Origin of the sequence: Micromonospora arida (genome assembly GCF_042873195.1) — a bacterium.
GTDB lineage: Bacteria > Actinomycetota > Actinomycetes > Mycobacteriales > Micromonosporaceae > Micromonospora > Micromonospora arida.
The window spans coordinates 124,195-150,012 of record NZ_JBIALC010000001.1 but is presented as its reverse complement, the minus strand read 5'-3'; the positions used below and the strand labels follow the sequence as shown (position 1 = coordinate 150,012).

27 protein-coding genes are annotated in these 25,818 nt (G+C 72.1%); 14 read left to right on the top strand and 13 right to left on the bottom strand.

Going from position 1 to position 25,818, the window contains the following annotated elements; genetic code table 11:
* Positions 1-29 precede the first annotated feature (29 nt).
* From ACFYP0_RS00770 to ACFYP0_RS00750, 5 genes are all read right to left on the bottom strand, one after another.
* On the bottom strand, positions 30-455 hold the full coding sequence (locus tag ACFYP0_RS00770) for an urease subunit beta (RefSeq protein WP_425899448.1): 426 nt from the start codon (positions 453-455) through the stop codon (positions 30-32).
* An 80-nt stretch (positions 456-535) separates the two neighbouring features.
* Positions 536-838, bottom strand: coding sequence for an urease subunit gamma (locus tag ACFYP0_RS00765; protein ID WP_088948057.1), 303 nt, complete (start codon positions 836-838; stop codon positions 536-538).
* 173 nt (positions 839-1,011) lie between these two features.
* Positions 1,012-2,469, bottom strand: coding sequence for a sugar porter family MFS transporter (locus ACFYP0_RS00760; RefSeq protein ID WP_356980063.1), 1,458 nt, complete (start codon positions 2,467-2,469; stop codon positions 1,012-1,014).
* Positions 2,470-2,648: 179 nt separating this feature from the next.
* Positions 2,649-3,485 carry an undecaprenyl-diphosphate phosphatase gene (locus ACFYP0_RS00755; protein WP_356980061.1) on the bottom strand — a complete coding sequence of 279 codons (837 nt, stop codon included), beginning with the start codon at positions 3,483-3,485 and terminating at the stop codon, positions 2,649-2,651.
* Entirely contained in the window at positions 3,482-4,534 is a 1,053-nt protein-coding gene (locus ACFYP0_RS00750) for an LLM class F420-dependent oxidoreductase (RefSeq protein WP_356980059.1), read from the bottom strand. The genes ACFYP0_RS00755 and ACFYP0_RS00750 overlap by 4 nt, the downstream gene beginning before the upstream one ends.
* A gap of 186 nt (positions 4,535-4,720) precedes the next feature.
* Here ACFYP0_RS00750 and ACFYP0_RS00745 point away from each other — a divergent pair, with 186 nt between their 5' ends.
* Complete coding sequence (locus ACFYP0_RS00745) at positions 4,721-5,692, top strand: aldo/keto reductase (RefSeq protein WP_091408467.1); 972 nt, start codon at positions 4,721-4,723, stop codon at positions 5,690-5,692.
* Between the two features lie 37 nt (positions 5,693-5,729).
* On the opposite strand, the gene ACFYP0_RS00740 is transcribed toward ACFYP0_RS00745, so the two are convergent.
* The 3 genes from ACFYP0_RS00740 to ACFYP0_RS00730 are packed head-to-tail and all read right to left on the bottom strand — an operon-like array spanning position 5,730 to position 8,038.
* On the bottom strand, positions 5,730-6,635 hold the full coding sequence (locus tag ACFYP0_RS00740; RefSeq protein ID WP_124854663.1) for a hypothetical protein: 906 nt from the start codon (positions 6,633-6,635) through the stop codon (positions 5,730-5,732).
* Between the two features lie 12 nt (positions 6,636-6,647).
* Positions 6,648-7,709, bottom strand: coding sequence for a WXG100 family type VII secretion target (locus tag ACFYP0_RS00735; RefSeq protein ID WP_124854662.1), 1,062 nt, complete (start codon positions 7,707-7,709; stop codon positions 6,648-6,650).
* On the bottom strand, positions 7,706-8,038 hold the full coding sequence (locus ACFYP0_RS00730) for a hypothetical protein (RefSeq protein ID WP_112587418.1): 333 nt from the start codon (positions 8,036-8,038) through the stop codon (positions 7,706-7,708). Before ACFYP0_RS00730 ends, ACFYP0_RS00735 begins: the two co-directional genes overlap by 4 nt.
* A gap of 92 nt (positions 8,039-8,130) precedes the next feature.
* Here ACFYP0_RS00730 and ACFYP0_RS00725 point away from each other — a divergent pair, with 92 nt between their 5' ends.
* The 3 genes from ACFYP0_RS00725 (at position 8,131) to ACFYP0_RS00715 (ending at position 9,816) form a co-directional block, all read left to right on the top strand.
* Complete coding sequence (locus ACFYP0_RS00725) at positions 8,131-8,550, top strand: YbaB/EbfC family nucleoid-associated protein (RefSeq protein WP_356980056.1); 420 nt, start codon at positions 8,131-8,133, stop codon at positions 8,548-8,550.
* Complete coding sequence (locus ACFYP0_RS00720; protein WP_356980054.1) at positions 8,547-9,401, top strand: SseB family protein; 855 nt, start codon at positions 8,547-8,549, stop codon at positions 9,399-9,401. The genes ACFYP0_RS00725 and ACFYP0_RS00720 overlap by 4 nt, the downstream gene beginning before the upstream one ends.
* A gap of 223 nt (positions 9,402-9,624) precedes the next feature.
* The gene (locus ACFYP0_RS00715) at positions 9,625-9,816 is read left to right on the top strand and encodes a DUF5703 family protein (RefSeq protein ID WP_013734349.1); all 192 of its coding nucleotides are present in this window, start codon (positions 9,625-9,627) and stop codon (positions 9,814-9,816) included.
* A gap of 51 nt (positions 9,817-9,867) precedes the next feature.
* On the opposite strand, the gene ACFYP0_RS00710 is transcribed toward ACFYP0_RS00715, so the two are convergent.
* The gene (locus ACFYP0_RS00710) at positions 9,868-10,530 is read right to left on the bottom strand and encodes a hypothetical protein (protein WP_091408864.1); all 663 of its coding nucleotides are present in this window, start codon (positions 10,528-10,530) and stop codon (positions 9,868-9,870) included.
* A 58-nt stretch (positions 10,531-10,588) separates the two neighbouring features.
* A complete protein-coding gene (locus ACFYP0_RS00705) occupies positions 10,589-11,917 on the bottom strand; it encodes a M20/M25/M40 family metallo-hydrolase (RefSeq protein WP_124854659.1) in 1,329 nt (442 codons plus the stop codon).
* A 148-nt stretch (positions 11,918-12,065) separates the two neighbouring features.
* Between ACFYP0_RS00705 and ACFYP0_RS00700 the strand changes: the two genes are divergently transcribed.
* The 3 genes from ACFYP0_RS00700 (at position 12,066) to ACFYP0_RS00690 (ending at position 14,047) form a co-directional block, all read left to right on the top strand.
* Positions 12,066-12,674: a hemerythrin domain-containing protein gene (locus ACFYP0_RS00700; protein ID WP_356980051.1), complete on the top strand. Its 609-nt coding sequence runs from the start codon at positions 12,066-12,068 to the stop codon at positions 12,672-12,674.
* A gap of 86 nt (positions 12,675-12,760) precedes the next feature.
* Positions 12,761-13,741, top strand: a complete 981-nt coding sequence (locus ACFYP0_RS00695; RefSeq protein WP_124854657.1) for a LysR family transcriptional regulator — start codon at positions 12,761-12,763, stop codon at positions 13,739-13,741.
* 60 nt (positions 13,742-13,801) lie between these two features.
* The gene (locus tag ACFYP0_RS00690) at positions 13,802-14,047 is read left to right on the top strand and encodes a hypothetical protein (RefSeq protein WP_053655798.1); all 246 of its coding nucleotides are present in this window, start codon (positions 13,802-13,804) and stop codon (positions 14,045-14,047) included.
* Positions 14,048-14,100: 53 nt separating this feature from the next.
* Here the strand turns inward: ACFYP0_RS00690 and ACFYP0_RS00685 are convergent, their stop codons facing one another.
* From ACFYP0_RS00685 to ACFYP0_RS00675, 3 genes are read right to left on the bottom strand one after another with little or no spacing between them, the layout of a single operon-like run.
* Positions 14,101-14,451, bottom strand: coding sequence for a DUF3140 domain-containing protein (locus ACFYP0_RS00685; RefSeq protein WP_091408434.1), 351 nt, complete (start codon positions 14,449-14,451; stop codon positions 14,101-14,103).
* Positions 14,451-14,663 (bottom strand): hypothetical protein, encoded by a 213-nt coding sequence (locus ACFYP0_RS00680; protein WP_355496546.1) that lies wholly within the window; start codon positions 14,661-14,663, stop codon positions 14,451-14,453. The genes ACFYP0_RS00685 and ACFYP0_RS00680 overlap by 1 nt, the downstream gene beginning before the upstream one ends.
* On the bottom strand, positions 14,660-17,218 hold the full coding sequence (locus ACFYP0_RS00675) for an ATP-dependent Clp protease ATP-binding subunit (protein WP_124854655.1): 2,559 nt from the start codon (positions 17,216-17,218) through the stop codon (positions 14,660-14,662). The genes ACFYP0_RS00680 and ACFYP0_RS00675 overlap by 4 nt, the downstream gene beginning before the upstream one ends.
* Positions 17,219-17,358: 140 nt before the next feature.
* Here ACFYP0_RS00675 and ACFYP0_RS00670 point away from each other — a divergent pair, with 140 nt between their 5' ends.
* The 7 genes from ACFYP0_RS00670 (at position 17,359) to ACFYP0_RS00640 (ending at position 25,818) form a co-directional block, all read left to right on the top strand.
* Positions 17,359-17,751 (top strand): hypothetical protein, encoded by a 393-nt coding sequence (locus ACFYP0_RS00670; protein ID WP_091408422.1) that lies wholly within the window; start codon positions 17,359-17,361, stop codon positions 17,749-17,751.
* A gap of 153 nt (positions 17,752-17,904) precedes the next feature.
* Complete coding sequence (locus tag ACFYP0_RS00665; protein WP_030332749.1) at positions 17,905-18,165, top strand: hypothetical protein; 261 nt, start codon at positions 17,905-17,907, stop codon at positions 18,163-18,165.
* Between the two features lie 6 nt (positions 18,166-18,171).
* On the top strand, positions 18,172-19,290 hold the full coding sequence (locus ACFYP0_RS00660; protein ID WP_356980047.1) for a hypothetical protein: 1,119 nt from the start codon (positions 18,172-18,174) through the stop codon (positions 19,288-19,290).
* Positions 19,283-21,958 carry an FtsK/SpoIIIE domain-containing protein gene (locus ACFYP0_RS00655; RefSeq protein ID WP_356980045.1) on the top strand — a complete coding sequence of 892 codons (2,676 nt, stop codon included), beginning with the start codon at positions 19,283-19,285 and terminating at the stop codon, positions 21,956-21,958. The genes ACFYP0_RS00660 and ACFYP0_RS00655 overlap by 8 nt, the downstream gene beginning before the upstream one ends.
* Entirely contained in the window at positions 21,955-22,617 is a 663-nt protein-coding gene (locus ACFYP0_RS00650) for a hypothetical protein (RefSeq protein WP_356980043.1), read from the top strand. Before ACFYP0_RS00655 ends, ACFYP0_RS00650 begins: the two co-directional genes overlap by 4 nt.
* Before the next feature lie 90 nt (positions 22,618-22,707).
* A complete protein-coding gene (locus ACFYP0_RS00645; protein WP_357005340.1) occupies positions 22,708-25,263 on the top strand; it encodes a CHAT domain-containing protein in 2,556 nt (851 codons plus the stop codon).
* A 39-nt stretch (positions 25,264-25,302) separates the two neighbouring features.
* Positions 25,303-25,818, top strand: coding sequence for a trypco2 family protein (locus ACFYP0_RS00640; protein WP_356980039.1), 516 nt, complete (start codon positions 25,303-25,305; stop codon positions 25,816-25,818).

Here is a 25,818-nt window from a genome sequence, read left to right as displayed (position 1 = left end):
GAGGCTGGCAACCCTGCGGGATAGCGGATCTACTGTTTCTTGCCCTTGGGGCTGTCCTGCTGCTCCGGGGCGAACTTGAACCCCCGGGTCCTGGCGTTGTGGATCGCCTCGGTGCGGTCCGGCCGGTAGCTGGGAGTCGACTCGCTGCCGCTCCACCCCTGCACCAGGCCGTTGAATCCGTACACGCGCTGCTGCCCGCCGAAGGGAATGAGCTCGACCGTCTTCTTGTCGCCCGGCTCGAAGCGGATGGAGGTCGTCGCCGGGATGTTCAGGCGCCTGCCGAAGGCGGCCTCACGATCGAAGGCGAGCATCCGGTTGGCCTCGAAGAAGTGGAAGTGTGAGCCGATCTGGATCGGTCGGTCACCGGTGTTGTGGACGACAACCTCGGTGACCGGTCGCCCCGCGTTCAACTCCAGCGGCTGGTCGCTCAGCACGTAGCCCCCGATGGGTCGCACGTGCTTCGAATTGGGACCGGGATGTTGCTTGGCCATTTCCTGCTCCGCCTTTCTGGGGATCGCCTCTGGGCTGGCTGCGCCTATCGAATCGGTGAGTGCACGGTGACCAGTCGTGAGCCGTCGGTGAAGACCGCCTCGACCTGGATCATGGGCAGCATGTCCGGCACGCCCGGCATCACGTCGTCGGCGCTGAGGGTGCTGCGGGCCTCGTTCATGACCTCTTCGACGGTCTTGCCCTCCCGTGCCCCCTCCAGGGCCGCCGCGCAGATCACCGCGACGGCCTCGGGGTGGTTCAGCTTGATCCCCCTGGCCTTGCGGGCGTTGGCGACGATCGCCATCGAGAGGATCGTCAGCTTGTCGAATTCCCTTGGTGTCAGATGCACGTCCTGGTCCTTCGCGACTGTCGGTCGGGAGCCGCCATTCCGCCGGGAGGACTCGCCACAGGGTGAGCACTCAGCTCAACCCGAATGAGATTATTTGTCCGATAGATCCGGTTTAAGCGACTTCAAGCGAACCGTACGCCGGGCCCGCTGCGTCACGGGTCAGAAGCCGAGAATCACGCCGTACCGGACGACTGGCCGTCGGCTCGGTGAGGGTGCCGAGCACGAGCGTCGGTCTGCCACATCTGCTGAATCTGTTCGAGGGTCCTGCCCTTGGTCTCCGGCAGGTACCGCCAGACGAACAGGAAGCCGAGCACACAGGTGCCGGCGAAGAGGGCGAACACCCCCGATCTCCCCAGAGCGTCGAGCATGCTCAGGAAGAACTGCGTGATGAGGTACTCGGTCCCCCAGTGGGTAGCGGAGGCGATCGCGACGCACCGGCCCCGGATGCGGCCCGGGAAGATCTCGTTGATCACGGTCCAGGCGGTCGGTCCGATCGACATCGCGTAGAACGCCACGAACATGACCACCCCGATCAGCAGGAAGATGCCCGCGTCGGTGGGACGATGCCCGGCCGCTCCGGCCGTACGCGCCGCCGGGTCCATCCTGGCGAAACTGACGCTGACAACCACGAGCGAGACCGCCATGCCCAGCAGCCCGACCAGCAGCAGCGGCCGGCGACCGAGCCGATCCAGGAAGGCGACCGCGACCAGCGTGAAGAGTGAGTCGACCCCACCGATGGCCCAGGTGGTCGCGGCCAGTTGCGCCTGCGGGGTGTGGAACCCGGCGAACGAGAAGATCTCATCGGCGTAGTAGATGATCCCGTTGATCCCGGTCAGTTGCTGGAACAGCGCCATGCCGACACCGAGCACCAACGGACGCCGCCACTGCGGTGACAGCACCTCCCGCCAACCCGCCTTACCGGCCGCGAGGCTCTCCTCGATGGCATGCAGTCGCTGGGGCACCTTCCGCTCCGGCACGGTCGCTCTCAGGGACGCCTCCGCCCGGCGCCTGTCCCCCCGTCCGAAGTACCAGACAGCCGAGTCGGGGATCACGGTGGTGACCAGGGCGAGGGCTAGACCCAGCAGCGCCGCCGCCACCAGCAGGTAACGCCACGAGTTCCCGGCCTCGAACAACTCGTCCGCCAGGTAACCGACGAAGATGGCGAACGTGGTGGAGAACTGGTAGACCGCCAGGAGACTGCCGCGGATCCGTTCCGGCGCGGCCTCCGCCGCGTACATCGGTCCGGCGACCGAGGCCACCCCGATGCCCAGCCCCAGGATCAACCGCGCACCGAACATGACCCCGATCACCGGTGCCAACGCCTGCAGGATCGTGCCCACCGCGAACGTGGCGGCGGCGACCCACAGCGCCTTCCGGCGACCGATCCGGTCCGCGAGGTGACCACCGAGCAACGCACCCACCAACGCTCCGGGGGTCACCCAGCTCGCCGCCACCTCGACGGCGAAGGTGTCCGCGTGGAAGGTCTGGCGAATGTCGCGCAGCGCACCGCTGATGACACCCTGGTCGTAGCCGAAGAACGCACCGGAGAGCACGACGATCGAGACGACCGCGACGAGGTTGCGTCTCGGTGGCCGCCCCCGGCCGCGCTTCGGGCCAGCGCTGGCAGTCACGGTCGCCCCCTCCGACGCGAGCCACCGACAGATCCCACCCGGGGAGACAGCCCGATATCAGGAGACTAGAGCCGCTAAGTCCTCATTGTGCGGAACAACGGAAACGGCCAGCTCCTCCCGATCCGGACACGAAACGGCCCCCGCCCCCTCTGCGAGGGGCGGGGGCCGGTGCGGGCGGATCAGGTGGCGCTGATCGTGCCGGTCATCAGCAGAGCCAGGACCAGGGTGCCGAGCGCGACCCGGTACAGCACGAAGACGTACAGGGTGTGGTGGGCGACATAGCGCAGCAGCCAGGCGATGGCCGCGTAGCCGATGCCGAACGCGATGACGGTGGCCACGATCGTCTGGGCCACGGTGGGCACGGACGTGCCCGGCGCGGACGGTTCGAAGACGTCCCCGAGGCTGAACACGCCGGACATCACCACCGCCGGAATGGCCAGCAGGAACGAGTACCGTGCCGCGGCCTCCCGGGTCAGGTTGAGCAGCAGGCCGGCGGTGAGCGTGCCGCCGGAGCGGGACACCCCGGGGACCAGCGCCATGGCCTGGGCGAAGCCCATCACGACGCCGTCCTTCATCCGGAAGTTCTCCAGGGTGCGGGTCTGCCGCCCCCAGTACTCCGCGAACGCCAACACGAACGCGAACACGATCAGCGTGGTCGCCACCACCCACAGGTTGCGCCCGGCGGTCTTGATCTGGTCCTTGAACACGAAACCGAACAGCCCGATCGGGATCGAGCCGACGATCACGTACCAGCCCATCCGGTAGTCGAGGCTGGAGCGGACCGACTTGTCCCGGATGCCCACCAGCCAGGTCCGGGTGATCCGCCAGATGTCCTTCGCGAAGTAGATCAGCACGGCCGCTTCGGTGCCGAGCTGGGTGACCGCGGTGAACGACGCGCCGGCGTCCCGGTCGAAGAAGATCGCCGAGGTGATCCGCAGATGCCCCGACGAGCTGACCGGAAGGAACTCGGTCAGTCCCTGGACGATGCCCAGGACGATGGCCTCGACCCAGGTCACTCGCCGACTCCCGAGAGGTCGAGAGCCTCGGCGACGGTACGCAGGGTCTGCACACCGCTGTCCCGGTCGGCCACGAAGAGGGTCACCGACAGCGTGGTGACGCCGGCTGCGGCGTACTCCCGCATCCGCTCGGCGATGCGCTCCTTCGGGCCGAGCAGCGAGGTGCGGTCGATGAACTCCATGGGCACCGCGGCGGCGGCGTCGCGCTGCCGCTTGGCCAGGTACAGCTCCTGCACCTCGCGGGCGGCGTCGCCGTAACCCATCCGGGTGGCGAGCTGGTTGTAGAAGTTCTGCTGCCGGCTGCCCATGCCACCCACGTAGAGCGCGGCGTACCAGCGGACGAGTTCGGCGCAGGAGGCCACGTCGTCGCCGACCACCACAGGCACCGACGGCACCACGTCGAACCCTGCCAACTCCTTGCCGACCTTGGCCCGCCCGGCGCGCACCGAGGCGAGCTGCTCCTCGGCGAACTCCGGGGCGTAGAACACGGCCAGCCAGCCGTCGGCGATCTCGCCGGCCAGCTCCAGGTTCTTCGGGCCGACCGCGGCCAGGTAGATCGGTATGTGCTCGCGGGGTGGGTGGAAGCCCAGCCGCAGGGCCTTGCCCGGGCCGTCCGGCAGCGGCAGCGTGTAGTGCTCGCCGTCGTACGCCACCTCCTTGCGGGCGACGGCCAGCTTGACGATGTCGACGAACTCGCGGGTCCGGGCCAGCGGCTTGGCGAAGCGCACGCCGTGCCAGCCCTCGGACACCTGCGGGCCGGAGACACCCAGGCCGAGGCGGAACCGACCGCCGGAGAGCGCGTCGATGGTGGCGGCGGTCATGGCGGTGGCCGCCGGCGTACGGGCGGGGATCTGCATCACCGCGGCGCCGACGTCGATCCGTTCGGTCTGGCCGGCCATCCAGGCGAGCATGCTGGGCGAGTCGGAGCCGTAGGCCTCCGCCGCCCACACCACCGAATAGCCCAGCCGGTCCGCCTCCTGAGCCAGCGCCAGGTGGTCGGCCGGTGTGCTCCACGCCGTCTGATATCCGAGACTGAGCCCGAGTCGCACTGGTCCTCCCCCATCCGTGGCACAGGTCGCCCCAGGTTACGCAATGCCGATAACGGACTCGATCACCGGCTCGACCCCTTTGATCCCCCCTCCATCGGGGCAGCCCGGGGCGGCGGAACCGGCAGAACCGGCAGAGATACGGGAGCGAGGATATCCGTGGCGGCAGGTTCGAAATAAGGTTCACCCATGCAACAGCGACCGCTCGGCCGAAGCGGGCTGGCGGTTTCCCGGCTCGCGCTCGGCACCATGACCTGGGGCCGGGACACCGACGCCGACGATGCGGCCGCTCAGCTGAAGAGTTACCTCGACGCGGGCGGCAACCTGATCGACACCGCCGACGTGTACGGCGACGGCGACGCCGAGTCGGTGATCGGCTCGCTGCTGGGCTCCCTCGTCCCCCGTGAGGACCTGCTGATCGCCACCAAGGCCGGGTTGCGCCCCGGCAGTGGCCGACGTCGGGACGGCTCCCGGGGGCACCTGCTGCGCACCTTGGACGCGTCGCTGCGCCGGCTCGGCACCGACCACGTCGACCTGTTCCAGGTGCACGGGTACGACCCGGACACCCCCCTCGAAGAGACCCTGGCCGCCCTGGACCACGCGGTGGCCAGCGGCAAGGTCCGCTACGTCGGGGTGTCGAACTTCTCCGGCTGGCAGACCGCGCGGGCCGCCGCCTGGCAGACCGCCTGGCCGGGGCGGGCGCCGGTGGTCGCCTCTCAGGTGGAGTATTCGCTGCTGGAGCGAGGCGTGGAGCGGGAGGTGCTGCCCGCGTGCGACGCGCTCGGCCTCGGCGTGCTGCCCTGGTCGCCGCTGGGCCGGGGCGTGCTCACCGGCAAGTACCGGCACGGCCGCCCGGCCGACTCCCGGGCCGCGTCGCCGCACTTCGAGCGGTTCGTCTCGACCTACCTGGAGCCGCGCTGCTCCAGCATCGTGGAGGCGGTGGCGACCGCGGCCGGTGGGCTGGGGGTGTCGCCGTTGGAGGTGGCGTTGGCGTGGATCCGGGACCGGCCCGGCGTGACCGCGCCGATCCTCGGCGCGCGCACGGTCGGGCAGCTCCTCGGCGCGCTCGCAGTGGAACGGATCACCCTGCCCGAGGAGATCACCACCGCGCTGGACGACGTCTCCGCGGTACCGGTCGGCTACCCCGAACGCGACGGCTGACCAGCCGGCCAGGTCCCGGCTGGCCGCGCGCGCCGGATCACGGCTGAGGGCGCTGCCCGGGGAGGTCGTGGATCGCGGTCAGGAAGCGCGACTGGTCGTCGCGGAGCGCGGGCTGGGTGAGCCGGATCCACGAGCCGTCGTCGAAGACGATCGTGGACGTCAGCTGCACGAGCCCGGTCGCGCCGCGCTCCGAGTCGACCCGGGCCACCCGGTCGCGACGCACACTCCACAGCACCCGCGGTTGCCGTCGGTCGGGCCGGTCGGCGTCCGGGCGGGGGCCCATCCGCAGCAGGTGCAGGTGGGTGTCGGTCACCGCCAGCGGGGTGCCGCTGTAACGCTCCAGGAAGAGCAGCAGGCTGCCGGCGAGGGTGGCGAGGTCGCCGCTGAAGACGAACCGGCGACGGTAGGCGATCTCGGCGAGCTGCTCGGCCAGCGGGCGGTACAGGCTGAGCCGGAACAGGGCGCGGAACGCCTCCTGCTCCTCGGTGAGCGGGATGGGATCGCGCTGCACCCGCTGGTGTGGTGGGGTCGGCTCCGGTTCGGCCGCCTCCGGCACACCGGCGGCGATGGCACCGGCCTTACCGGGCAGCAGCAGCACGCCCGCGGCCAGCCGGACCGGCGTCAGCACCGCGTCCACCCAGACCACCGGGTTGACGATGTTGAGTAGCCCGAACAGCACCTTCGGGTCGAGCGAGTCGACAAACTCGTCGGCCATCACATCGGCGAGCTGCCGACCGGCCTTGTGGGTCTGCGGGGCGCGGACCGGGCCGAGCCCCACGTAGCGCAGCTCCTGACCGGGCAGCAGTGGCGCGACGAGAGCACGTTCGGGTTCGTCGCTGGTGCGGAACTCGTCGCGCAGCTCGCGGGCCTTGTCCCGGGCGGCCCGCGCGCCGCCGAGCACCGCGTCGGTGAACCGACCGAGCCGGCCTCGCTCCTCTGACATCACGCGTTCCTCCTAGCGGCCCGCCGGCTGACCCGCCGGCGGCTGCCCGAACACATTCTGGTCGATCCAGTCCGCGCCGCCCTGCACCGCCTGGTCGATCTGGTCGCCGACCTGTTCGCTGCCGGGAACGGAGAGCCCGCTGGTCAACGCGACCGTCCCCCAGGTGACGCCGTGCACGACCGAGTTCGGCACGTTCCACGGCAGGTTCGTCGCCCAGTCCCGGGCGATCACCCGGGCCCCGTCGGCGACCCCGTGCGCCCGCAGCGCGGCGGCCCGGTCGAGGACGCCCATGTCGAACGGGGAACCGGACTTGCCCAGCTTGTAGGTGCCCTTCGTGGGGTCGAAAATTTTGTGGAACCACTTGTCGGCCTTGCCGGCGGCGTGCCGCTTGTCGGCGTACTTCTTGCCGGTACGCAGCTTGTCCTGCATCTTGACCAGCTTGTCGAGGTGTGCCTGCAGCTTGCGCAGGTACAGCATGACCCGCTGGAGCAGGCGGATGACCTTCTGCAGATGCACCGCCAGCGGCCGGATGACCTTCAGCATCCGGGTGACCACGACCAGGGCCCTGGTCACCGTCACGCCCACGCCGACCGCCCAGGACGCCCCCATAGTCACCGGCGCCATCAGCAACGCCGTCACCAGCGTCACCAGGAGGAAGTTCACGAACTCCACGCAGAGGTCCACGAGCACGTCGTGCACGGTCTGCAGGCCGTCGGCGACACTGCGCAGGTATTCCGCGGTCGCGGCGAACTGCTCGGCGACGTCGAGGAGCTGCTGCTCCACCTCGGCCAACCGCTGGCCGTACGCCACACCGGACGGTGAGCGCCAGCCGGCCTGCGCGGACTCCCGGGTGCCGCGGTGGCCCTGGGCCAGGTCGCGCACCTGCGCGGCCAGCGCGTCCCACTCGGCGGCCTTCGCGCGCAGCACGGCCGGCTCGCCGTCGACCAGGTCGACGAGCTGGATCAGTGGCCAGGCCAGGGTCCGGCAGACACTGTCGACGGCGTCCTGCACCCCGGAGAGCGCGCTGTCCAGGCCGTTCCACAGTTGGACGGCGCTGCCGGCCGGGCCGCTCATCCGGGCAGCCCCGACTGGATGGCCTTGAACCCGGCGTCGAGGTCCCGTTCGTTGTGCTCGTACGCCTCGACCGTGTCGGCCAGCGCCGTGGCGACCCGGCCGAACGCGGCGTTCGCGGCGGCGAACAACTCCTTGCCGCCGGTGACCTGCTCGGCGTACTTGTCGCGGAGCATGTCGCTGGCGAACGGCAGGTGACCGAAGGCGTCCGACGGCACGTCGCCGGCCGAGACGATCTGCCGCTCCAGCGCGGCCAGCGAGCTGGCGACCTGCTTGGCGGCTGTCTCCAGTCGACGGACCGCCTGCACGTCGACATCGATATCCGGCGGCATGCCGTTCCTCCCCCATGAGTCGAGCGCACCGACGATACGATCTCCCGGCCGCCGGGCACCACCCGGTCGCACGATCCACGGGGAGGATTCTCATGACGGACCCGACGTCCGCGTTCGACGCGCTCGCCGGGCGGATCGCCGACATCGAACGCCGGTTCGCGGGCCTCCGCGACGACCTGGCCGAGCTGTCCGGCACCGCGGTCGACGAGAGCGGGCTGGTCTCGGCGACCGTCGACGCCACCGGCGCGCTGACCGGCCTCACCCTCGCGCCCGCCGCCCTGCGCGCCGGCACGGAGGGGGTTGCCGAGTTGGTGCTCGACGCGTACCGGCGGGCTCGGGAGGTTGCCTCCGGGCACGTCGACGAGCACACCGAGGGGTTGGACGTCGCGCTCGGCGCAGGGCTCGGCGACCTGTTCGGCACTCCGGGGGACTTCTCGTCGCTGGGCCGGCTGGAGGAGACCGTGGCCCGGCTCGGTCGGCTGGACGACCGCCTGCCGGGCGCACCGGCGTGACGTCGCCGGCGCCGACCTGGCCCGAGATCGCCGCTCGGCTGCGGGACAGCGTCTCCCGCTGCGACCGGGACACCGACCTGGAGCTCTCCGCCGGTCCGCGCGGGATCCGGCTGCTGGTGCGCCGCGAGGTGGTGCGGGTGATCTGCCCCGGCCACGACGAGGCACGCCTGGCCGCGCTCGGCTGGCACCGCCCGACCGGCGACGAGGGCTGGTGGTACGAGGCGGCGCGCACTCCGGAGCAGGTGGAGCGGCTCAGTGTGTTCGTGACCCGTACCGCCGCCGAGGTGTTGACCGACGAACCCGGCGCGCTCTCCTGCCAGCCGGTGCCACCGACCACCGGTCCCGGCCCTGGGGTGCCGCCGGCCGCGCGCCCCGGCCCTGCGGCGCTGTCGATCGATCGGCCGGCGCCCGTCGAGGTGGCCCAGGTCGAGGCGGCTCCGACGGGAGCGGCACCCGCCGAGGCGACACCCGTCGACGCAGAGCCGGCGGTGGTTGCGCAGCTCGCCGCCGCCGTCGGCCAGCGCGACCTGCCCGGCTACCTCGGAGCGCTGGCCGGCGCCACGGTGTGCGTTCCCCTCTCCGGGGAACCGGCGCCGGACGCCGACTTCCCGTGGATGGTGGTCGGTGACGCGACCGGCGCGCCGCTGCTGCCGGTCTTCACCTCGCCGGGGGCGCTCGCCGCGTTCACCGGGGACGGGGTGCCGTTCGTCGCGCTGCCCTGCGCCGACCTGTTCGAGGACTGGCCGGACTCGTCCTGGGGGCTGACGGTCGACCCGGGCAGCCCTCGGGCGGTCGCCCTGGCCGCCCCGGCCCTCGCCGCCCTGCTGACGGCGAACGTCACCACAGCCTGACGCCCCTGCCCAACCGGGACGACGCACCCTCTTCCGCGATCTTGCAGTTTCTGTCGCGACATAGGGAACGTTCCACTCATCTCGGCGACAGAAACTGCAAGATCGGCGCGACGGGGACGCGGGGCAGCGAGGAAGGACGGGGCGGCACTAACCGCCCGCGGCGGCGTCGTTGGTCACTCCGGAGGGGGTGGCGAACGCCCGCTGGGCTGGGCAGCATGGAGGCATGGACTACGAATACGCGCCACTGCGGCTGCCGCCGAACGTCGACCGGCTGACCGCCGCGGCGCAGTTGGCGATCCAGGCGGAGTTCTCCGGATGGGAGTTGGCCCGGGTGCGGCTGTACCGGGACGGCACGCGGCAGGTGGTGCTGCGTCGTCGGCGGGTCAACCAGCCGCAGCCGGGTCTGTCGTACTGACGACCGGGCGGTGCCGTCCGAGGCCGGAGCCGGCCCCGGACGGCAGCCGGCCTAGTGCTGGTGCCCCGCGTGGTCGTGGTCGTCGTCGAGCTCCAGGAACGGGTGCTCGTCGAGCCGACCGACCAGCCGGTCGTCGGCCGCCGGCTGGAACGGGCCGACCGCGTCGTCGTCGTCGAACGACTCCAGATCGACCGGGGTGCCCACCTCGCTGACCATGACCACCCCGTCGAGCGGCTCCAACTCGGGGACGTCCAACGCGCCGAGCGAGCCGTCACCGCTCTGCAGCAGCTCCAGCACCGCCTCGCCGACGCCCTCCACCGGCGCCGGCTCGTCGTCCTCCGGGGTGCCCTCGCGGCGGGCCGCCTCGGCCACCCGCAGCAGCGCGGCGACGCTCGGCACCCGGTAGTCACGACGCTGACGCACCGAGATCACCCGGGGGTGCGGGTCGCTGGCCTCGGCACCCTCGCCGCCGCCGAAACGCTCGTCGGCCTCGTCCGGGTCGATCGAGTCGACATCCCACGGCGTCACCTCGCCGAAGGCGTCGAGCAGTCGCTCGTCGTACGCGAAGGAGGCGTTGTTCAACGCCACGTACGCCTGCCAGACGTCGTCGTCGTCGACGCGGCCCTGCGCGGCGCGTACGGCGGCCAGGTGGTGGCGGGCCGCTTCGATCACCCGCTCGAGAGCGGCGTCCAGCTCACCATGCTGGTCGGTCATGTGGGGCAGTCCCTTCACGATGGGGAGGTTGCGCGCCGGCGGCCACCGCCGGACACGACTAGCAGGTGCGGAGGAACCGGTCGAGAACCCGCACGCCGAACTGTAGTCCGTCCACCGGAACGCGCTCGTCGATGCCGTGGAACAACGCCGAGAAGTTCAGGTCGGCGGGCAGCCGCAGCGGGGCGAACCCGAAGCAGCGGATGCCGAGCTGCGAGAACGCCTTGGCGTCGGTGCCCCCGGAGAGCATGTACGGAACGGGCCGCGCCCCCGGGTCCTCCGCGCGCAGGGCCGCCGACATGGCCTCGACCAGGTCACCGTCGAAGGTGGTCTCCAGCGCAGGCTGCCGCTGGACGTACTCGATCGCGATGTCCGGGCCGACCAGCTCACGCAGCTGCCGCTCCAGCAGCTCGGACTGGCCGGGCAGGCTGCGGCAGTCGATGGTGGCGGTGGCCCGGCCGGGGATGACGTTGTCCTTGTAGCCGGCGCTCAATCGGGTCGGATTGGCGGTGTTACGAATGGTCGCGCCGATGATGTTGGCGATGGGGCCGAGCTTCGCGATGGCCGTCTCCGGGTCGTCCGGGTCCAACTCGATGCCGAGCAGGTCGGAGACCTCGGTCAGGAAAGCCCGCACGGTGTCGGTCACCACCACCGGGAAGCGGTGCCGGCCGATCCGGGCGACCGCCTCGGCGAGCGCGGTGACGGCGTTGTCGTCGTGCATCATCGAGCCGTGCCCGGGGCGACCCTTGGCGTGCAGCCGCAGCCAGTCGATGCCCTTCTCGGCGGTTTCGATGAGGTAGAGCCGCTGGCTGTCGTTGACCGAGTAGGAGAAGCCGCCGACCTCACCGATCGCCTCGGTGCAGCCGTCGAAGAGGCCCCGGTGGTTGTCCACCAGGAAGCGCGCGCCGTAGTCGCTGCCCGCCTCCTCGTCGGCGGTGTACGCGAGCACGATGTCGCGCGGGGGTCGTACGCCGGTGCGCTGCCAGTGCCGCACGACGGCGAGCACCATCGCGTCGAAGTCCTTCATGTCGATGGCGCCCCGGCCCCAGAGGTAGCCGTCGCGCAGCTCGCCGGAGAACGGGCCCACCGACCACTCGTCGGCGTCGGCGGGCACCACGTCCAGGTGGCCGTGCACCAGCAGCGCGCCCCGGCTCGGGTCGGTGCCCGGGATGCGGGCCACCACGTTCGCCCGGCCCGGCGCGGACTCGTGCAGGACGGACTCCACGCCCACCTCGGCGAGCTTCTCCGCCACGTACTCGGCCGCGCGGCGCTCGCCGACGCTGGTGTCGTTGTCACCGGTGTTGGTGGTGTCGATGCGCAGCAGGTCGCGGCAGAGGTCCACGACCTCTGCGGTGGGGTCGGGCAGGGCGGAGGCGGCATCGCTCGTCATCGCCTCTTCATACCAGCCCGGGCCGCTCGACAGGCCGGCGCGGGTGGACGCATCGACGGGCCGGTTTCGCGTTGGCCGCGTTCGGGTACCGCCGCCCACGACCGTACGTCCCTGCCGGAGCTTCCGCCCGCCAGTCGAGGAGGGCACCATGTCCGCTGTTCCCCTGCCGCCGCTGCCGCCCACGCCCGCACCCGAGGAGGGTTACCGACCCGCCGGTCGCAGCATCGCCGACACCGTCGACCGGGAGCACAGGCAACTGCTGGCGCTGCTGGACCAGCTCTCCGGCCCGGGCACCACGCCGCAGGAGGGGTTGGCGGTGCTCACCGCCGCGCTGTCGCGGCACCTGTCCGCCGAGGAGCAGTACCTGCTGCCGGCGGTCCGCGCGGCACTGCCGGAGGCCACCGAGCGGGTGGACGCGGAGATCAACGCCGACGCGGCCCTGCTGAGCGCCCTGAAGGGGCTGACGGACGAGGCGCTGACCGAGATCGCCGAGCGGGTCCGCCGGCATGTCGACGGGGTGGGCGCGCTGGTCACCGAGCTGCGCGCGGTCGCGACCGAGGAGGAGCTGATCCGGCTGGGCAACCGGTTGGAGATCGCCGAGGAGGCCGCGCCGACCCGGCCGCACCCGGGCACGCCGGCCACCCCTCCGTGGAACCGAATCGTCGAGCCGGCGGTCGGAGTGGTGGACAAGGTCCTCGACGCGGTGACCCGCCGGCCGACGTACCTGGCGGACCTGCCGGAGCCACCCCGCGACTGAGGCAAGACCACGCTCGCCAATGCATTCATTATCACCGATCCGCTCGGGCTATTCCGCCGGCTGACCCGTGGTCCTACCGTCACAATATGAACCTGGAGCTGCGTCACCTGCGGGTGGTCTGCGCGATCGCGGAGACGGGAAGTGTGACGAAGGCGGCCTCGGCGCTCGGCCTGGCCCAGCCTGCGCTCACCGCCCAGCTCCAACGCATCGAACGGACGCTGGGCGGCCCGCTGTTCGACCGGGACCGGCGCGGGGCACGGCCCACCGCGCTCGGTGAGCTGGTGCTGGCCCGCGCCCGGGTGCTGCTGCCGGCGATGAAGGGGTTGCAGGACGAGGCCGCCCGGCTGGCCGGAGCGGGCGACACGCCGCCGTGCTACCGGTTCGGTGGGGTGAATAGCCCGATCCTGGGTCGGCTGGTGCACCGGTTGGCGGCCGAGCAGCCGCCCGCCCAGATCACCACGTACGCGTCCTGGTCGGTGGACGAGTTGGCGCAGTTGGTGGCCGGCGGTCGGTTGGACTTCGCGCTGGCCGGTGTGTGCGGCGACGCCAGCCCGTCGGCCGGGTTCGGGTTGAGCTGGCAGGAGGTGGCCGTCGACCCGGTGCTGGTGCTGCTGCCGGAGACCCATCCACTCGCGGCCCAGGACGAGGTCCGCCTGGCCGACCTGCGCCACGAACAGTGGGTCGCCGCGCCCGGTGACGGCTGCTTCGCCGACTGCTTCGCCGCCGCCTGCGCCCGCGCCGGCTTCACCCCTCGCAAGGTGTACGAGACGGACATCCGCGGCTGCGTCGACCTGGTGGAAGCCGGCGTGGCGGTGGCCCTGTGCCAGGCGACGTTCCGCCCGGTGAGCGGTCTGGTCACCCGTCAACTCGCCGGTACGCCGCTACGCTGGCGGCTGCTGCTCGGCTGGCATCCGGACTCCCCCGCCGCCCAGGGCGCCCAACTGGTGCTGGAGACGGCCAAGGCGGCCTACGTCGACTCGTTGGCGCCGCACCCGGCCTACCTGGCCTGGCTGCCCCGCAACCCGGGGTTCGGCGTCCGGCACCCCAGCGGGGTACGGCAGGGCTGAGCGGCCGGTATTCCCGGCCGCTGGCGGTGCGAACCGCCGTGGGCCGGGTATCTGGCGGACATGACCGACCTCTACCCGCCCGCCGACGACCGCGAACTGCTGCGCCAGGCGGCTGCCGCGCACACCGCCGCCACCCGCGAGGTGGAGGCTTTCCTGCGCCGCCTACCGGCGGTGCCCGACCCAGCCGACGTGACCGAGTACGCCAACCTGCTCACCCGGGAGGACCAGACCCGCGGTGACCGGGACGCCGCCGCCGACGCGGCCGGCCTGACCATCGCGAGCCTGGAATCCGACAAGGGCCAGTAGCAGAACGCCGAACGGTGCCGTCCCTGCCCGGGACGGCACCGTCGTGCGGTCGATCAGCGTTCGACGAGCGGGTCGTGACCCAGGTCCAGCAGGGAGTGCCGCCAACTGTCGTCGGCGTTGCCGCGCGACGGCTTGGCGTCCATCAGCTCGCGGATCCGCTCGACCGCCTCCCGCATCACCTCGATGTCCTCCGGGGTGAGGTCCACCTTGCGCTTGTTGAGCACCTTGAGGATCTCCCGGCCGGGCTGGGGCAGGTCGAGGTTCGGGTTCGGGCTGAACGACTCCTCCCCCGAACCCCGGGTCAGCAGCCACGTCCGCAGTTGCTCCGACGGGACGTTGACCTCGGCGTGGAAGTCCTCCCAGAGCACTTCCACCTCGGGGTCGAGCCGCGCTTCGCGTACCATCAGGTCTCCTCTCCGGGCGGCGGCCCGGACGTCTCCGGGTCGTCCTGGTCGGTCTTCGGATGCAGGCCCTCCGCGGGCACCCGCGTCCGGCGGGGGTTCGCGGTGGGCGGCGCCAGGATCGGGTCGGGATGGTCGTCCTCGTCCCGGGGTTTCGCGGACTCCGCGGAATGGTGCGGGTCCTCGTGTTCGTCCCTTCGCGCCGGCCCGCTCATCGCGGGTGTGTGGTCGTGGCGGCGGTGTACCCCCGCTCGCCCGCGGTCACGTCGAAGGTGAGTGCGCCGTCGCGGACGTCCACCGTGACCTTCTGCCCCGGCGAGATCGCCGACTCCAGCAGCATCCGGGACAGGTGGTTGTCCACCTCCCGCTGGATCACCCGGCGCAGCGGGCGGGCACCGAACTCCGGCTGGTAGCCGTGCTCGGCGAGCCAGTCGATGCCGGCGGTGGTGAACTCCACCTGGAGGTCCTGGGCGTGCATCCGGCGGCGGGTCTCCTCCAGCAACAGCGCGGTGATGTCGCGCAGCTGCTCGGCCTCCAGCCGGCGGAAGATGATGACCTCGTCGATGCGGTTGAGGAACTCGGGGCGGAAGTTCTCCTGCAGGCGGCGCATGAGCCGCTCCCGCAGCTCGTTGCTCTCCTGCTCGCTGCCCACGTCCCCGGTGCCGAAGCCGACCGAGCGCTGGGCGCCGGTGATCAGCTCGGACCCGAGGTTGCTCGTCATGATCAGGACGGTGTTCTTGAAGTTCACAGTGCGACCCTGACTGTCGGTGAGCCGCCCGTCGTCGAGCACCTGGAGCAGGATGTTGAACACGTCCGGGTGGGCCTTCTCGATCTCGTCGAGCAGCACCACCGCGTACGGGCGGCGACGCACCGCCTCGGTGAGCTGACCGGCTTCCTCGTAGCCGACGTATCCGGGCGGCGCGCCGACCAGCCGGCTGACCGTGTGCCGCTCCTGGAACTCGCTCATGTCCACCCGGACCATCCGGTCCGCCTCGCCGAACAACGCCTCGGCCAGGGCCCGCGCCAACTCGGTCTTGCCGACACCGGTCGGGCCGAGGAACAGGAAGCTGCCCATCGGTCGCTCCGGGTCGGCCAGCCCGGCCCGGGAGCGGCGCACCGCCTCGGCGACCGCGGTGACCGCGTCGTCCTGACCGACCACCTTCTGGTGCAGGTGACCCTCCAGGCGCAGCAGCCGGTCGCGTTCCTCCTCGGTGAGCTGGCTGACCGGGATTCCGGTGGCCCGGGAGACCACCTCGGCGATCTCCTTGGGGCCCACCTCGGGCACCTGGGAGCTGGACGAACCGTCCTCGCCGTTCGCCCGCCGGATGGCCTCCTCCAGTTCGGAGATCCGGTCGCGCAGCGCGGAGGCCCGCTCGTACTGCTCGTCGGTGACGGCCTGTTCCTTGTCCCGGCGTACCTCGTCGAGTTCCTGCTCCAGCTCCCGCACGTCGGAGGCGGGGGTGCGGGTGCGCAGCCGTACCCGGGCGCCGGCCTGGTCGATGAGGTCGATCGCCTTGTCCGGCAGGAACCGGTCGGTGACGTACCGGTCGGACAGCTCGGCAGCCGAGACCAGCGCCTCGTCGGTGAAGCGCACCTGGTGGTGGGCCTCGTACCGGTCGCGCAGCCCGCGCAGGATGGCGATGGTGTCGTCGACGCTGGGCTCGGGCACCAGCACCGGCTGGAAGCGCCGGGCCAGGGCGGCGTCCTTCTCGATGCTCTTGCGGTACTCGTCCAGCGTCGTCGCGCCGATCACCCGCAGCTCGCCGCGGGCGAGGGCGGGTTTGAGCATGTTGGACGCGTCCATTCCGCCCTCGCTGCCGGCGCCACCGGCCCCGACCAGGGTGTGGATCTCGTCCATGAAGATGATCAGCTCGTCGCGGTGCGCCCGGATCTCGTCGATCACCTTCTTCAGCCGTTCCTCGAAGTCGCCCCGGTAGCGGGTGCCGGCGACCAGACCGGCCAGGTCGAGCTGGACGACCCGCTTGCCGAGCAGGGTCTGCGGTACGTCGCCGTCGCAGATCCGTTCGGCCAGCCCTTCGACGATGGCGGTCTTGCCGACGCCGGCCTCGCCGATCAGCACCGGGTTGTTCTTGGTCCGCCGGGACAGGATCTCCACGGCCTGCTCGATCTCGTCGGCCCGCCCGATCACCGGGTCGATCTGGTCGTTGCGGGCCAGGTCGGTGAGGTCCTGCCCGTACTGGTCCAGGGTGGGGGTGCCGCGGTCCGGCTTCGGCCCGGTCATCGGCCCGCGCTCGGCGTTGGCGGCCTGCAACGACTCGGGTTGGATCCGGCCGGCGGCCAGCATCCGCCCGGCCGGCGACTCCGGGTTGAGCGGCAGCGCCATCAGGATGTGCTCGGGACCGATGTAGTTGGCGCCCATCGCGCGGGACAACTGATGGGCGTCGAGCAGCGCCCGCTTGGCGGCAGGGGTCAACGACAGGTTGGGCGGCACCTCCCCGCGCGGCGCGCCGTCGCCCTTTCCGCCGAGGGCGTTGAGCAGGGTGTCCGCGTCAGCACCGGCCCGGCGTACCAGGTCACGCAGTGGTTCGCGTTGCAGCGCCGCCCAGAGCAGGTGGTCGGTGTCCAGGTCGCTGCTCTGCCGTTGCGCGGCCCGCCGGGCCGCGTCGGCCAGCATCTCCCGGGCGTCGGCCGTCATCAGTCGGGTGATGTCGACCCGGTGCGGCGGTCGGCGCCCTCCCTCGCCCCGGCCGAAGTACCTGGCCAGGAATTCGTCCCACGGGTCGGAGCCGATGTCACCGGGTCCCATCATGTCTGTCCTCCGCAGTAGGGCTCGGCACGGTCGGCAGGGGCTACCCGGCGCGCGCCCCGACAAACGCCGCAGGTGGCGGAGGACGGGCGTTCCGGGAGTGGCGTCGGGTCCGGGCCGGCCGATGGTGGCAGGCTGACGGGATGGATGAGACCCCGCTGCTGATCGTGGATGGCGCCAACGTGGTGGGCTCGCGCCCGAACGGGTGGTGGCGTGACCGTGCCGGGGCCGCTGCCCGGTTGCGCGACTCGCTCGCCCCGGTGGCGACCATCGGGTTGCCGGCCCGGCTGACCGCCCCGGTGGAGGTGGTCCTGGTGGTCGAGGGGGCCGCGCGGGACGTGCCGGGCACCGAGGGTGTGCGGGTGGTCTCCGCCGCCGGCTCCGGCGACGACACGGTGGTCGAGCTGGTGGAGGGCGCGCCGCGGCGTCGGCGGCTGGTGGTCACCGCCGACCGGGAGTTGCGCGGGCGGGTGACGGCGCTGGGCGCCGAGGTGTACGGCCCGCGCTGGCTCCGCGAGAACCCGACCAGCAACTGAGAAATTCTCGCACTGGGACTCCCACAGATCGGACTCCCGGCACTTCCGAGGGCCTTCCGGACAGGCGGGCAGGAACACCGACAGGGCGGATGTTCTTTCGGAACCGCCGATAGGCTCTAATGGAGATCTCCCCCGCCCCCAGGAGGTTCCGCCGTGGCGAGCGTCGCCGAGCTGAAGGCTGCCATCGATGTCGCCCTCCAACAGATCGGAGACGGGCAGACAGCCGTGCAGGCGGCCGGCGAGAAGCTCTCCGAGGCACAGCAGACCCTGGCCGGAGCGCTGGAGGGCAGCGGGCACGAGACGGTGGAGGCGGCCCAGGCGTCGCTGACCCAGGCCAGCCAGGAGCTGGAGGAGTGTCTCGCCGCGACACTTGTCGCGGTGGAGCAGGCGCAGCTCTACGTCTCCACCCTGTAGGCCGCCATGTCCATCATCGAGGATGTCGGCGGGCAGGTCCGTGCCGCCACCGAGGAGTTCCCGGTGGCGCTGCTCGGGCAGGCGCTGGAGAAGTTCGGCCTGGCCGCGGAGCGGCTGCGCTGGGTACGACAGGAGTCGGCCAACCCGATGGGGGTGCCCGAGCTGTCCGCCGCCACCGAACACGCCGAGAGCGCCGGCTACGCGCTGCGGGTGGCCCAGGAACAGCTGTCGGCCTACCTGACGGCGATCGGGCTCGGCGCGGACGGCGCCCCGGCACCCCGCCCTGATCAACGCGCTCCCCGACACGACACGCCACCGGCGTCCGGGCCCGCCACGGTCGCGCCGGAGCCGGCCGAGCAGGTGCGAATGCGCCGCTGGTGGTCGGTGCGGGTGGCCGAGCTGACCGGCGGGCGCGAGGGCACCGACGACGAACCCGACGAGCGGGTGGACGACTCCCAGGAGTTGCTGCGCCGAGTGGTGGGCGGTGTCCGCTCCGGCGATCGGGACCGGCTCCGCAAGGAGCTGCGCCGAGCCCCGGCCGACGTGGGGCTGGGCATGGCGGCGCTGGCGCCGCCGCTGCTGCGCGAGCTCGCCGGTGAGCTGCTCGGGCACCCGCCGCGCGCCACCGACCTCGGGCGGCTGCGCGGCGAGTTGGACGGACGGGTCCGCGACCTGCTGCCCGGGTTGCCGCCGCCGGTGCTGGAGACGCTGCTGACCCGGGTGTGCCGGATGCCGCCGCCACGCGCCTCCGGGGAACCACCGCACGCCGCCGACTCCGCGGTCACCGCCGGGGTGGCGACCGGGCTGCTGCTCGCCCGCCTCGGCCGGGACCTGCCGGCCGGCGGCGCGAGGGAACCGGCGGGCGCGAAAGAACCGGCGGGCAGCGCGGGGCAGCGAGGCGACGCGGGGCAACCGGCGGGCGCGCAGCGACCGGGTGGGACCGGGCGACCGGGCGCGGTTCCCCGTGCCGGCGGTGCGGTGCAGCGGCCGGGCAGCGCGGCTGCGCAACGCTCCGGTGGCCTGCCGCCGCGTTCGGATGGGCCGACGGCGCGCCCCGGTGGGCTGCCCCCACGCTCGGGCAGCCCGTGGCGGGACGCGCCGACGCGCCGGGGCTCCGATGGCTGACCGGCGCGGTCAGCTGGCCAGCCGTGTCCGGGAGACCCTCGCCGAGGCGTTGGGCGCCACCCGTACCCGGCTGTCCGCCGCCCAGGCCGACCTGACCGCCGGGCGGGAACGACTGGCCCGGGTCCAGCGAGCGGCGGCCGCCGTACCGGCGCGGGTGGGCGCCCAGCGGGACCGCCGTATCGCCGAGATCGACGCCCGCTACTCCACCCGGATCGCGGAGCTGGCGCGGCGGGCCGCCGACGCGGCCCGGCAGGAGGCGCCCGGCTGCGCGGGGGCCGACTGGGCCGGGTGGGCGCCGACGCCCGCCCGCCGGGCCGAGCCGCCCGGCGCGCTGCGGGTCGGCACGGTCCGGATCGACGGGGTCGACCCGGTGCCCGCGCTGGTGCCGCTGCTCGACGCCGGGCACGTCCACCTCTCCGGCGACGACCGCGCCGGCTGCGACGCGGTGGTGTCCGCGTTGCTGCTGCGGGCCGTCGGCCGCGCCGACCCCGGGGCGGTACGACTGATCGGGTACGACCCGGACCAGCTCGGCGGCGGACTGGCCGGGTTCGCCCCGTTGGGCACGGCGGGGCTGCTCACCTTCGTCGGCCCGGGCGGGCTGGGCCCGCTGCTGGACGACCTGGTGGAGCAGATCCGCCGGATCAACGAGACGGTCCTCGCCGGCGAGTACGCGTCGCTGCGCGAACTGGCGGCGGCGACCGGCCGACGACCCGAGCCGTGGCGGGTGGCGGTGCTGCTCGGTGGGGAGGAGCTGAACCGGCACGAGCGCGGGCAACTGGACCGGGTGGTGCGGGCCGGCGCCGCCTGCGGCGTACACCTGGTGGTGCACGGTGTGCCGTTGCCGGAGGATCCGACCGTGACCCGGGTAGTGGCCGGGGTGTCCGGCGCGCGGATCGGCGGCTCGGCCGGACTGCCGGTCCGGCTGGACCCGCCGCCACCGGCGGCGCTGGTCACCGAGACCTGCCGGGACGTCGCCGCCCAGGTGAACGCGGGCCCGCCGCCGACCCCCTTCACCGACCTGCTGCCCCCGCCCGAGCTGATGTGGCGGGAGGACTCCGCCGACGGGCTGACCGCGCCGATCGGTGAAGGCCCGCACGGTCGGCCGGTGCGGTTGACGCTCGGCGACTATCCACCGCACGCGCTGATCGGCGGGCCGTCCGGCACCGGCAAGACCAATCTGATCTTCGCGTGGATCGGCGCCCTCGCCGCCCGCTACTCCCCCGCCGAGCTGGAGTTCTACCTGTTGGACTTCAAGGAGGGGGTTTCCTTCGCGCGGTTCGCGCAGGGCCGGCGCGACCCGAGCTGGCTGCCGCACATGCGGCTGGTCGGCATCAACGTCAACACCGACCGGGAGTTCGGGCTGGCGCTGCTGCGCTTCCTCGCCGAGGAGTTGCGCCGACGCGCCGACGCGGCCAAGAAACACGAGGTGACCAAGCTGGCCGAGCTGCGGGCGGTCGACCCGACAGGGCACTGGCCACGCATCGTCGCCGTGGTGGACGAGTTCCAGATGTTGCTGGCCGGCCGGGACGTGGTCGCCCGGGAGGCGGCCGACCTGCTGGAGGACCTGGCCCGCCGCGGCCGGTCCCAGGGCATCCACCTGGTCCTGGCCTCGCAGGACGTGCGGGGCATCGAGGCGCTGTGGGGCCGCCCCGCACTGGTCGCCCAGTTCACCCTGCGCATCGCGTTGCCCAAGGCGCTGCGCATCCTCGCCGAACGCAACGACGCGGCGCAGTCGCTGCCGCGCTGGCACGCGGTGGTGAACGCCGAGTCGGGCATGGTGGAGGGCAACGAGGTGGCCCGCATCCCGTCGGCCAGCGACTGGGAGACCTGGAGCGGGTTGCAGCACCGGCTGTGGCGGATGCGCGCCCCCGACGCGGCGCCGGCCCGGCTCTTCGACGGCGACGCGATCCCCCGGCTGGCGGACGCCCCGGACTTCCGGGCGCTCGCCGTACCGCCGGACGGGACCGTGCCGCGCAACCCGGTGGCCCTGCTCGGCGAGATCATCGACGTGCAGTCCCGCTCGGGGTCGCTACGGCTGCCGCGTGCCCCGGGCCGCAACCTCGCGGTGCTCGGCACCCGCGTCGACGAGGCCTGCGCGGTGCTCGACGCGGCGGCCCGGTCGCTGGCCCGTCAGCACCCTCCGGGCACCGCCCGGTTCTCCATCGCCTGCCTCGACCCGGACGCCGACCCGATCGCCCGCGCCCTCTACGACGACCTGGCCGACGACGCCTCCTGGTACGACGAGGAGACCATCGGCGAGCTGATGGCCGAGACGGCCGACGGGCTCAGCGGCCCGGGAAGCCCGCACTACCTGCTGCTGTTCGCAGTCGACGCGGCAGCGGGTGCGTTGGCCGCTCGCGCGGGTCGGCGTACCGGCCTGGAGCAGCTACGTCGGATCCTGCACGACGGGCCGGAACGACGCACGCACGTGCTGGCCTGGTGGCGGGGAGTGGCCCGGATGCGCGTCGACCTGGGTGGGGCCGGCACCCGCACCGACCAGATCGGCGCCTGGGTGGCCCTGGACGCGCACGGCGACGAGCTGGGCTCGTCGCTCTATCCGGGCACCGGCGGCCCGGACTGGTATCCCCGCCCCTGGCGGGGGCTCTTCTTCGACCGGGCGGTGCACCGCACCGGACAGGTGATCATCCCCTATGGACCGACACGATGAACGAACCGGTGACCAGCGAGACGTACGCGGCGCAGCTGCGGCGGCTGGCCGACCTCACCGCGCGGGTGCGCGAGCAGCGCGCCGAGGCGCACACCTGGCACGAGCGGCAGTGCGTTGCCGCCGAGCGGGCCGTCGCCGAGGCCGCCGAGCAGCTCCAGAGCGCCGAGGAGGAGTTGGTCGCCGCCCGTGAGCAGCAGAAGCAGGTGGACGCCGAGGTGGCTCACCTGTGGCAGCAGGTCCGCTCGCGCCTCGGCGCCCGCCGCCTCGGCGGCCCGCCCGCCCCGGCGAACGGCGTCGGAGCCACCGACCCGGTGCTGCTGCTCGCCAAGGCCCGGGGCCTGCTCGACCGGGCTGGTCAGCCGGGCGAGCTGCCCGGCTCGGTCAACCCGCTGCTGGCGCTCTGCGGCGTGGCCGGCGGTGTGCTGGCGTACGCGCTGGGCTCCGGTGCCCGCGCGCTCGGCGCAGGGTACGGCGGGGACCTGGCGGTCGGACTACCGGTGCTGGCGCTGGTGGTGACGCTGCTCGGGCCGTTGGTCGGCCTGGTGCCGGCCCGGGTGCTGGCCGACCGCCGGCACGCGGTGCTCGGCCCCCGACCGATCACAGTGGTCCTCGGTGCGGGGGTGGTCGCCACCGGGCTGCTGCTGGCGCTCGGCCGCTGACCGCGCTGATCGGAACAGCCGTCGAGGTTGTCGCATAGTCGACCGTCGGCGCGGCGAGTCCGGGGCCAGATCTTCGATACGGTACGAGAAATGGTCAGTTTCTCCCTCAGCTACCCCACCGACCGTGGTGGCGACGCCGCGCGTCTGCTCGACGATGCGCTGACCACCCGATTCGGTGGCGAGAACGTCCTCGTCGGCGTTGCGGGCGCCGTGGAGGGCTCCGCCGATCTTCGGCGGCGCCTGGCTGCCTCGGCGGCACTCATCGTCGTGATCGGACCGCACATCCCTGGCGTGCCCGAGGTGCCGTCGAGAAACCTTCCGGACATCACCCGTCGGGAGATCGAAACCGCCTTCGAACTACAGATCCCGGTCATACCGGTGCTGGTGGGGGGCGCTGAACTGCCATTCGAGACGGAGTTACCCGAACCGCTCAGACCGCTCGCTCGACAGCAGTACCGGCGGATCCACGCAGGTACCCTCCGCGAGGACATCCGTCACCTGGTCGACGACCTGGCGAGAAGTTTCGGCGCGAAGAGCGAGAATGCTGGTCCGGTGCCCGTGATCCGACTGATCCTCAGCGCGGAACCGGTTCGGTTGTTCATGCCCCCTCCCAAGCGACGACCAGCGGTGACGATCGTCTACTCGACCCGCCGGGGTGATTGGGTGGTCGCCGACAGCAGCCGGCCGATACGGTGGTGGAACCCCGCGATCGTCGCCAGATTCGTTACCCGCTACGAGGTGGACACCAGCGACCACAGGGTCGACTTCCACGTCCGGTTGCCCGCGAAGGGCGGCGCCTACCACTTCGAGGCGTCGATCTCCGTCCGCTTCCGGGTGACCGACCCGGCGCAGATCGTCCGACGCCCGATCACGGACGCCGCGGGCGTGATCCTCAAGTTCCTGCTCGAGATCTGCAGGCCGGTCACCAGGCAGTTCGGTCCCGAAGAAGTTGCCGAGGCCGCGGCGGCCCTGGACGGGCGACTCGCTCGGGAGGTTCTCGTCCCCGAGGGCATCACCCTCTACACGAGAGGGACGCGACTGAGCCTTGACGATCACGCGAGGAACTATGTGCGAGAGCGTGAGTCGCAACGCGCGAGACGTTACCTGCAGGAGCGAGCCAAGCCTCGGGTGGAGTTCCACGGGTTTCCGCCAGGTGCCGGCGCGATACCGTCCCTTGCGTGGCGGGATGGCTCGTCCTCTGTGGGTGCCAGCCGGCCCCCGGAGCGGCTGCTGGTGGCGCGGGCGCCCGCGCAGGTGCCTGCGGGCCAAGAACTGAGCGTCGACGTCCGGCTCGTCACCGAGGGCCGGCCGGTTCATTCGGACGCCGTGACCGCCCGGCTGGAGAACCTCCTCGTCGCTGACGACGGCACACCGGTGACGGTGACCGTCCACGCGCCCGCCGGCCTGCACGCCGACGGCCCGCTTCAGCAGACCGTGCTGGTCAAGCCGGACGAGGACCCGGATCCGATCCGGTTCGGTTTCGGGGCGCAGACCCCGGGTCTGCATCGCATCGACGTGACGGCCTGGGCCGGCGGCACGTTCCTCAGCGAGGTGTCCGTCGAGGTATCCGTCGCGGACGGTGGGCCGTTCCGCGACGGCCGGTTACACGCGGCACCGCTGAATGCCCCGCAAGCCCGGCCGGGCGAGGTCACCATGGAGGTGCGATTCGACGGCAGCCGCTACACGTTCCAACTGCGCTCCGACGCGGCGCTGTTCGCCCCGGTCGTCGAGTCGATCACGAACCCGCCCACCGCCGCGGTGGAGAACGCGATCAAGGAGTTGCAGCAGCTCGCCGGGGGTGGTTCCCGGTACAACGCGACGATGACCCGCGAGGTCATCCGGTCGGCGGGCATCCAACTGTGGTCGGAGCTGGTGCCGGCTGACGTGCGGGACCAGTTCTGGCAGGTCGGCGCCGACATGAGCGCCTTCACGATCGCCACCGACCACGACGTGGTCCCGTGGGAACTGCTCTATCCGCTCAGCGCCCAGCACGATGCCGGCTTCCTCGTCGAGCAGGTCCCCGTGGTACGCCGCACCTACGGGCAGCGCCGCAACGCGAGGGTCGGCCTGCGCAACCCGCGCTTCGTGGTGCCACCGAAGGCTCCCACCGGAGCGCACGAGGAGATCGCCACCATCCGCGCGATCCTCGGAGCGGCCGACAGCGAGCCCATCACCAGGGCCGACGAACTCCTCGCCCTGATCAATGCGGGGGCGCTCGGGGCGATCCACTTCGCCTGCCACAACACGTTCTCGTCGGACGGCTCGTTCATCGACATGGACGGCGGCCGGTTCAAGCCGGCCCTGCTCGCCGAGGCCAGCATCCGGAAGCTGCTGGCGGAGACCGGCCCCCTCGTGTTCATCAACGCGTGCCGGAGCGCGGGCGTGGCACCGACGTACACGAAGATGCTCGGCTGGGCTCAACAGTTCATGTCGTCCGGAGCGGGCGCGTTCGTCGGCACGCTCTGGGCGGTTCGCTCGGACAGCTCGGCCCGCTTCGCGACCGCGTTCTACCGGTCCCTCGCCGACGGCGCCACGCTCGGCGCGGCGGCCCTCGCCGCACGGGTCGAGCAGCAGGACGACCCGCTCGATCCGACCTGGTTGGCCTACACCGTGTACGGCGACCCGTTCGCCACCGCCGCCGTCTGACCGGTCGGCAACTCAACTCGCTCAGGAGGGACGGACGGCATGGACGTGATCGACTACAGCGTGCCGGTCGAGGAACTGGTGTCGGCGGTGAAGAACGCGGTGAAGCAGGCCGGCATCTCCACGACCGACGAGGGCCGGGACCTGCGGGTCGGCACGGTTCAACTTATCTTGAGCGCGGTCGTCACCACGAAGCTCGGCGGTGGCCTGGACTTCCGGGTCCCCGTGATCGGCTGGAAGGTCAAGGTGGGCGGCAGCCACGCCCGCCAGCGGACCCACACGATCGACATCACGCTCGTCGCCGAGGATCTCCAGGATCAGCACGAGCTGCGCCACGGCGCGGTCGAGTCGACCCTCGTGGACGCGATCACCACGATCCGCGCGGTGGTCACCGCGGGCACCGGGGGTGACGACCCGCTGGTGTTGCAGGCCGCCACTGTGGAACTCGTCTTCGGCGTCACCGACCAGGGCACGATCTCGGTCGGCGCGGAGGGTGAGCTGACCGACGAGGTCACGAACACGCTCAGGATCGAGCTTGTCGGGGCCACAGCCGGCTAG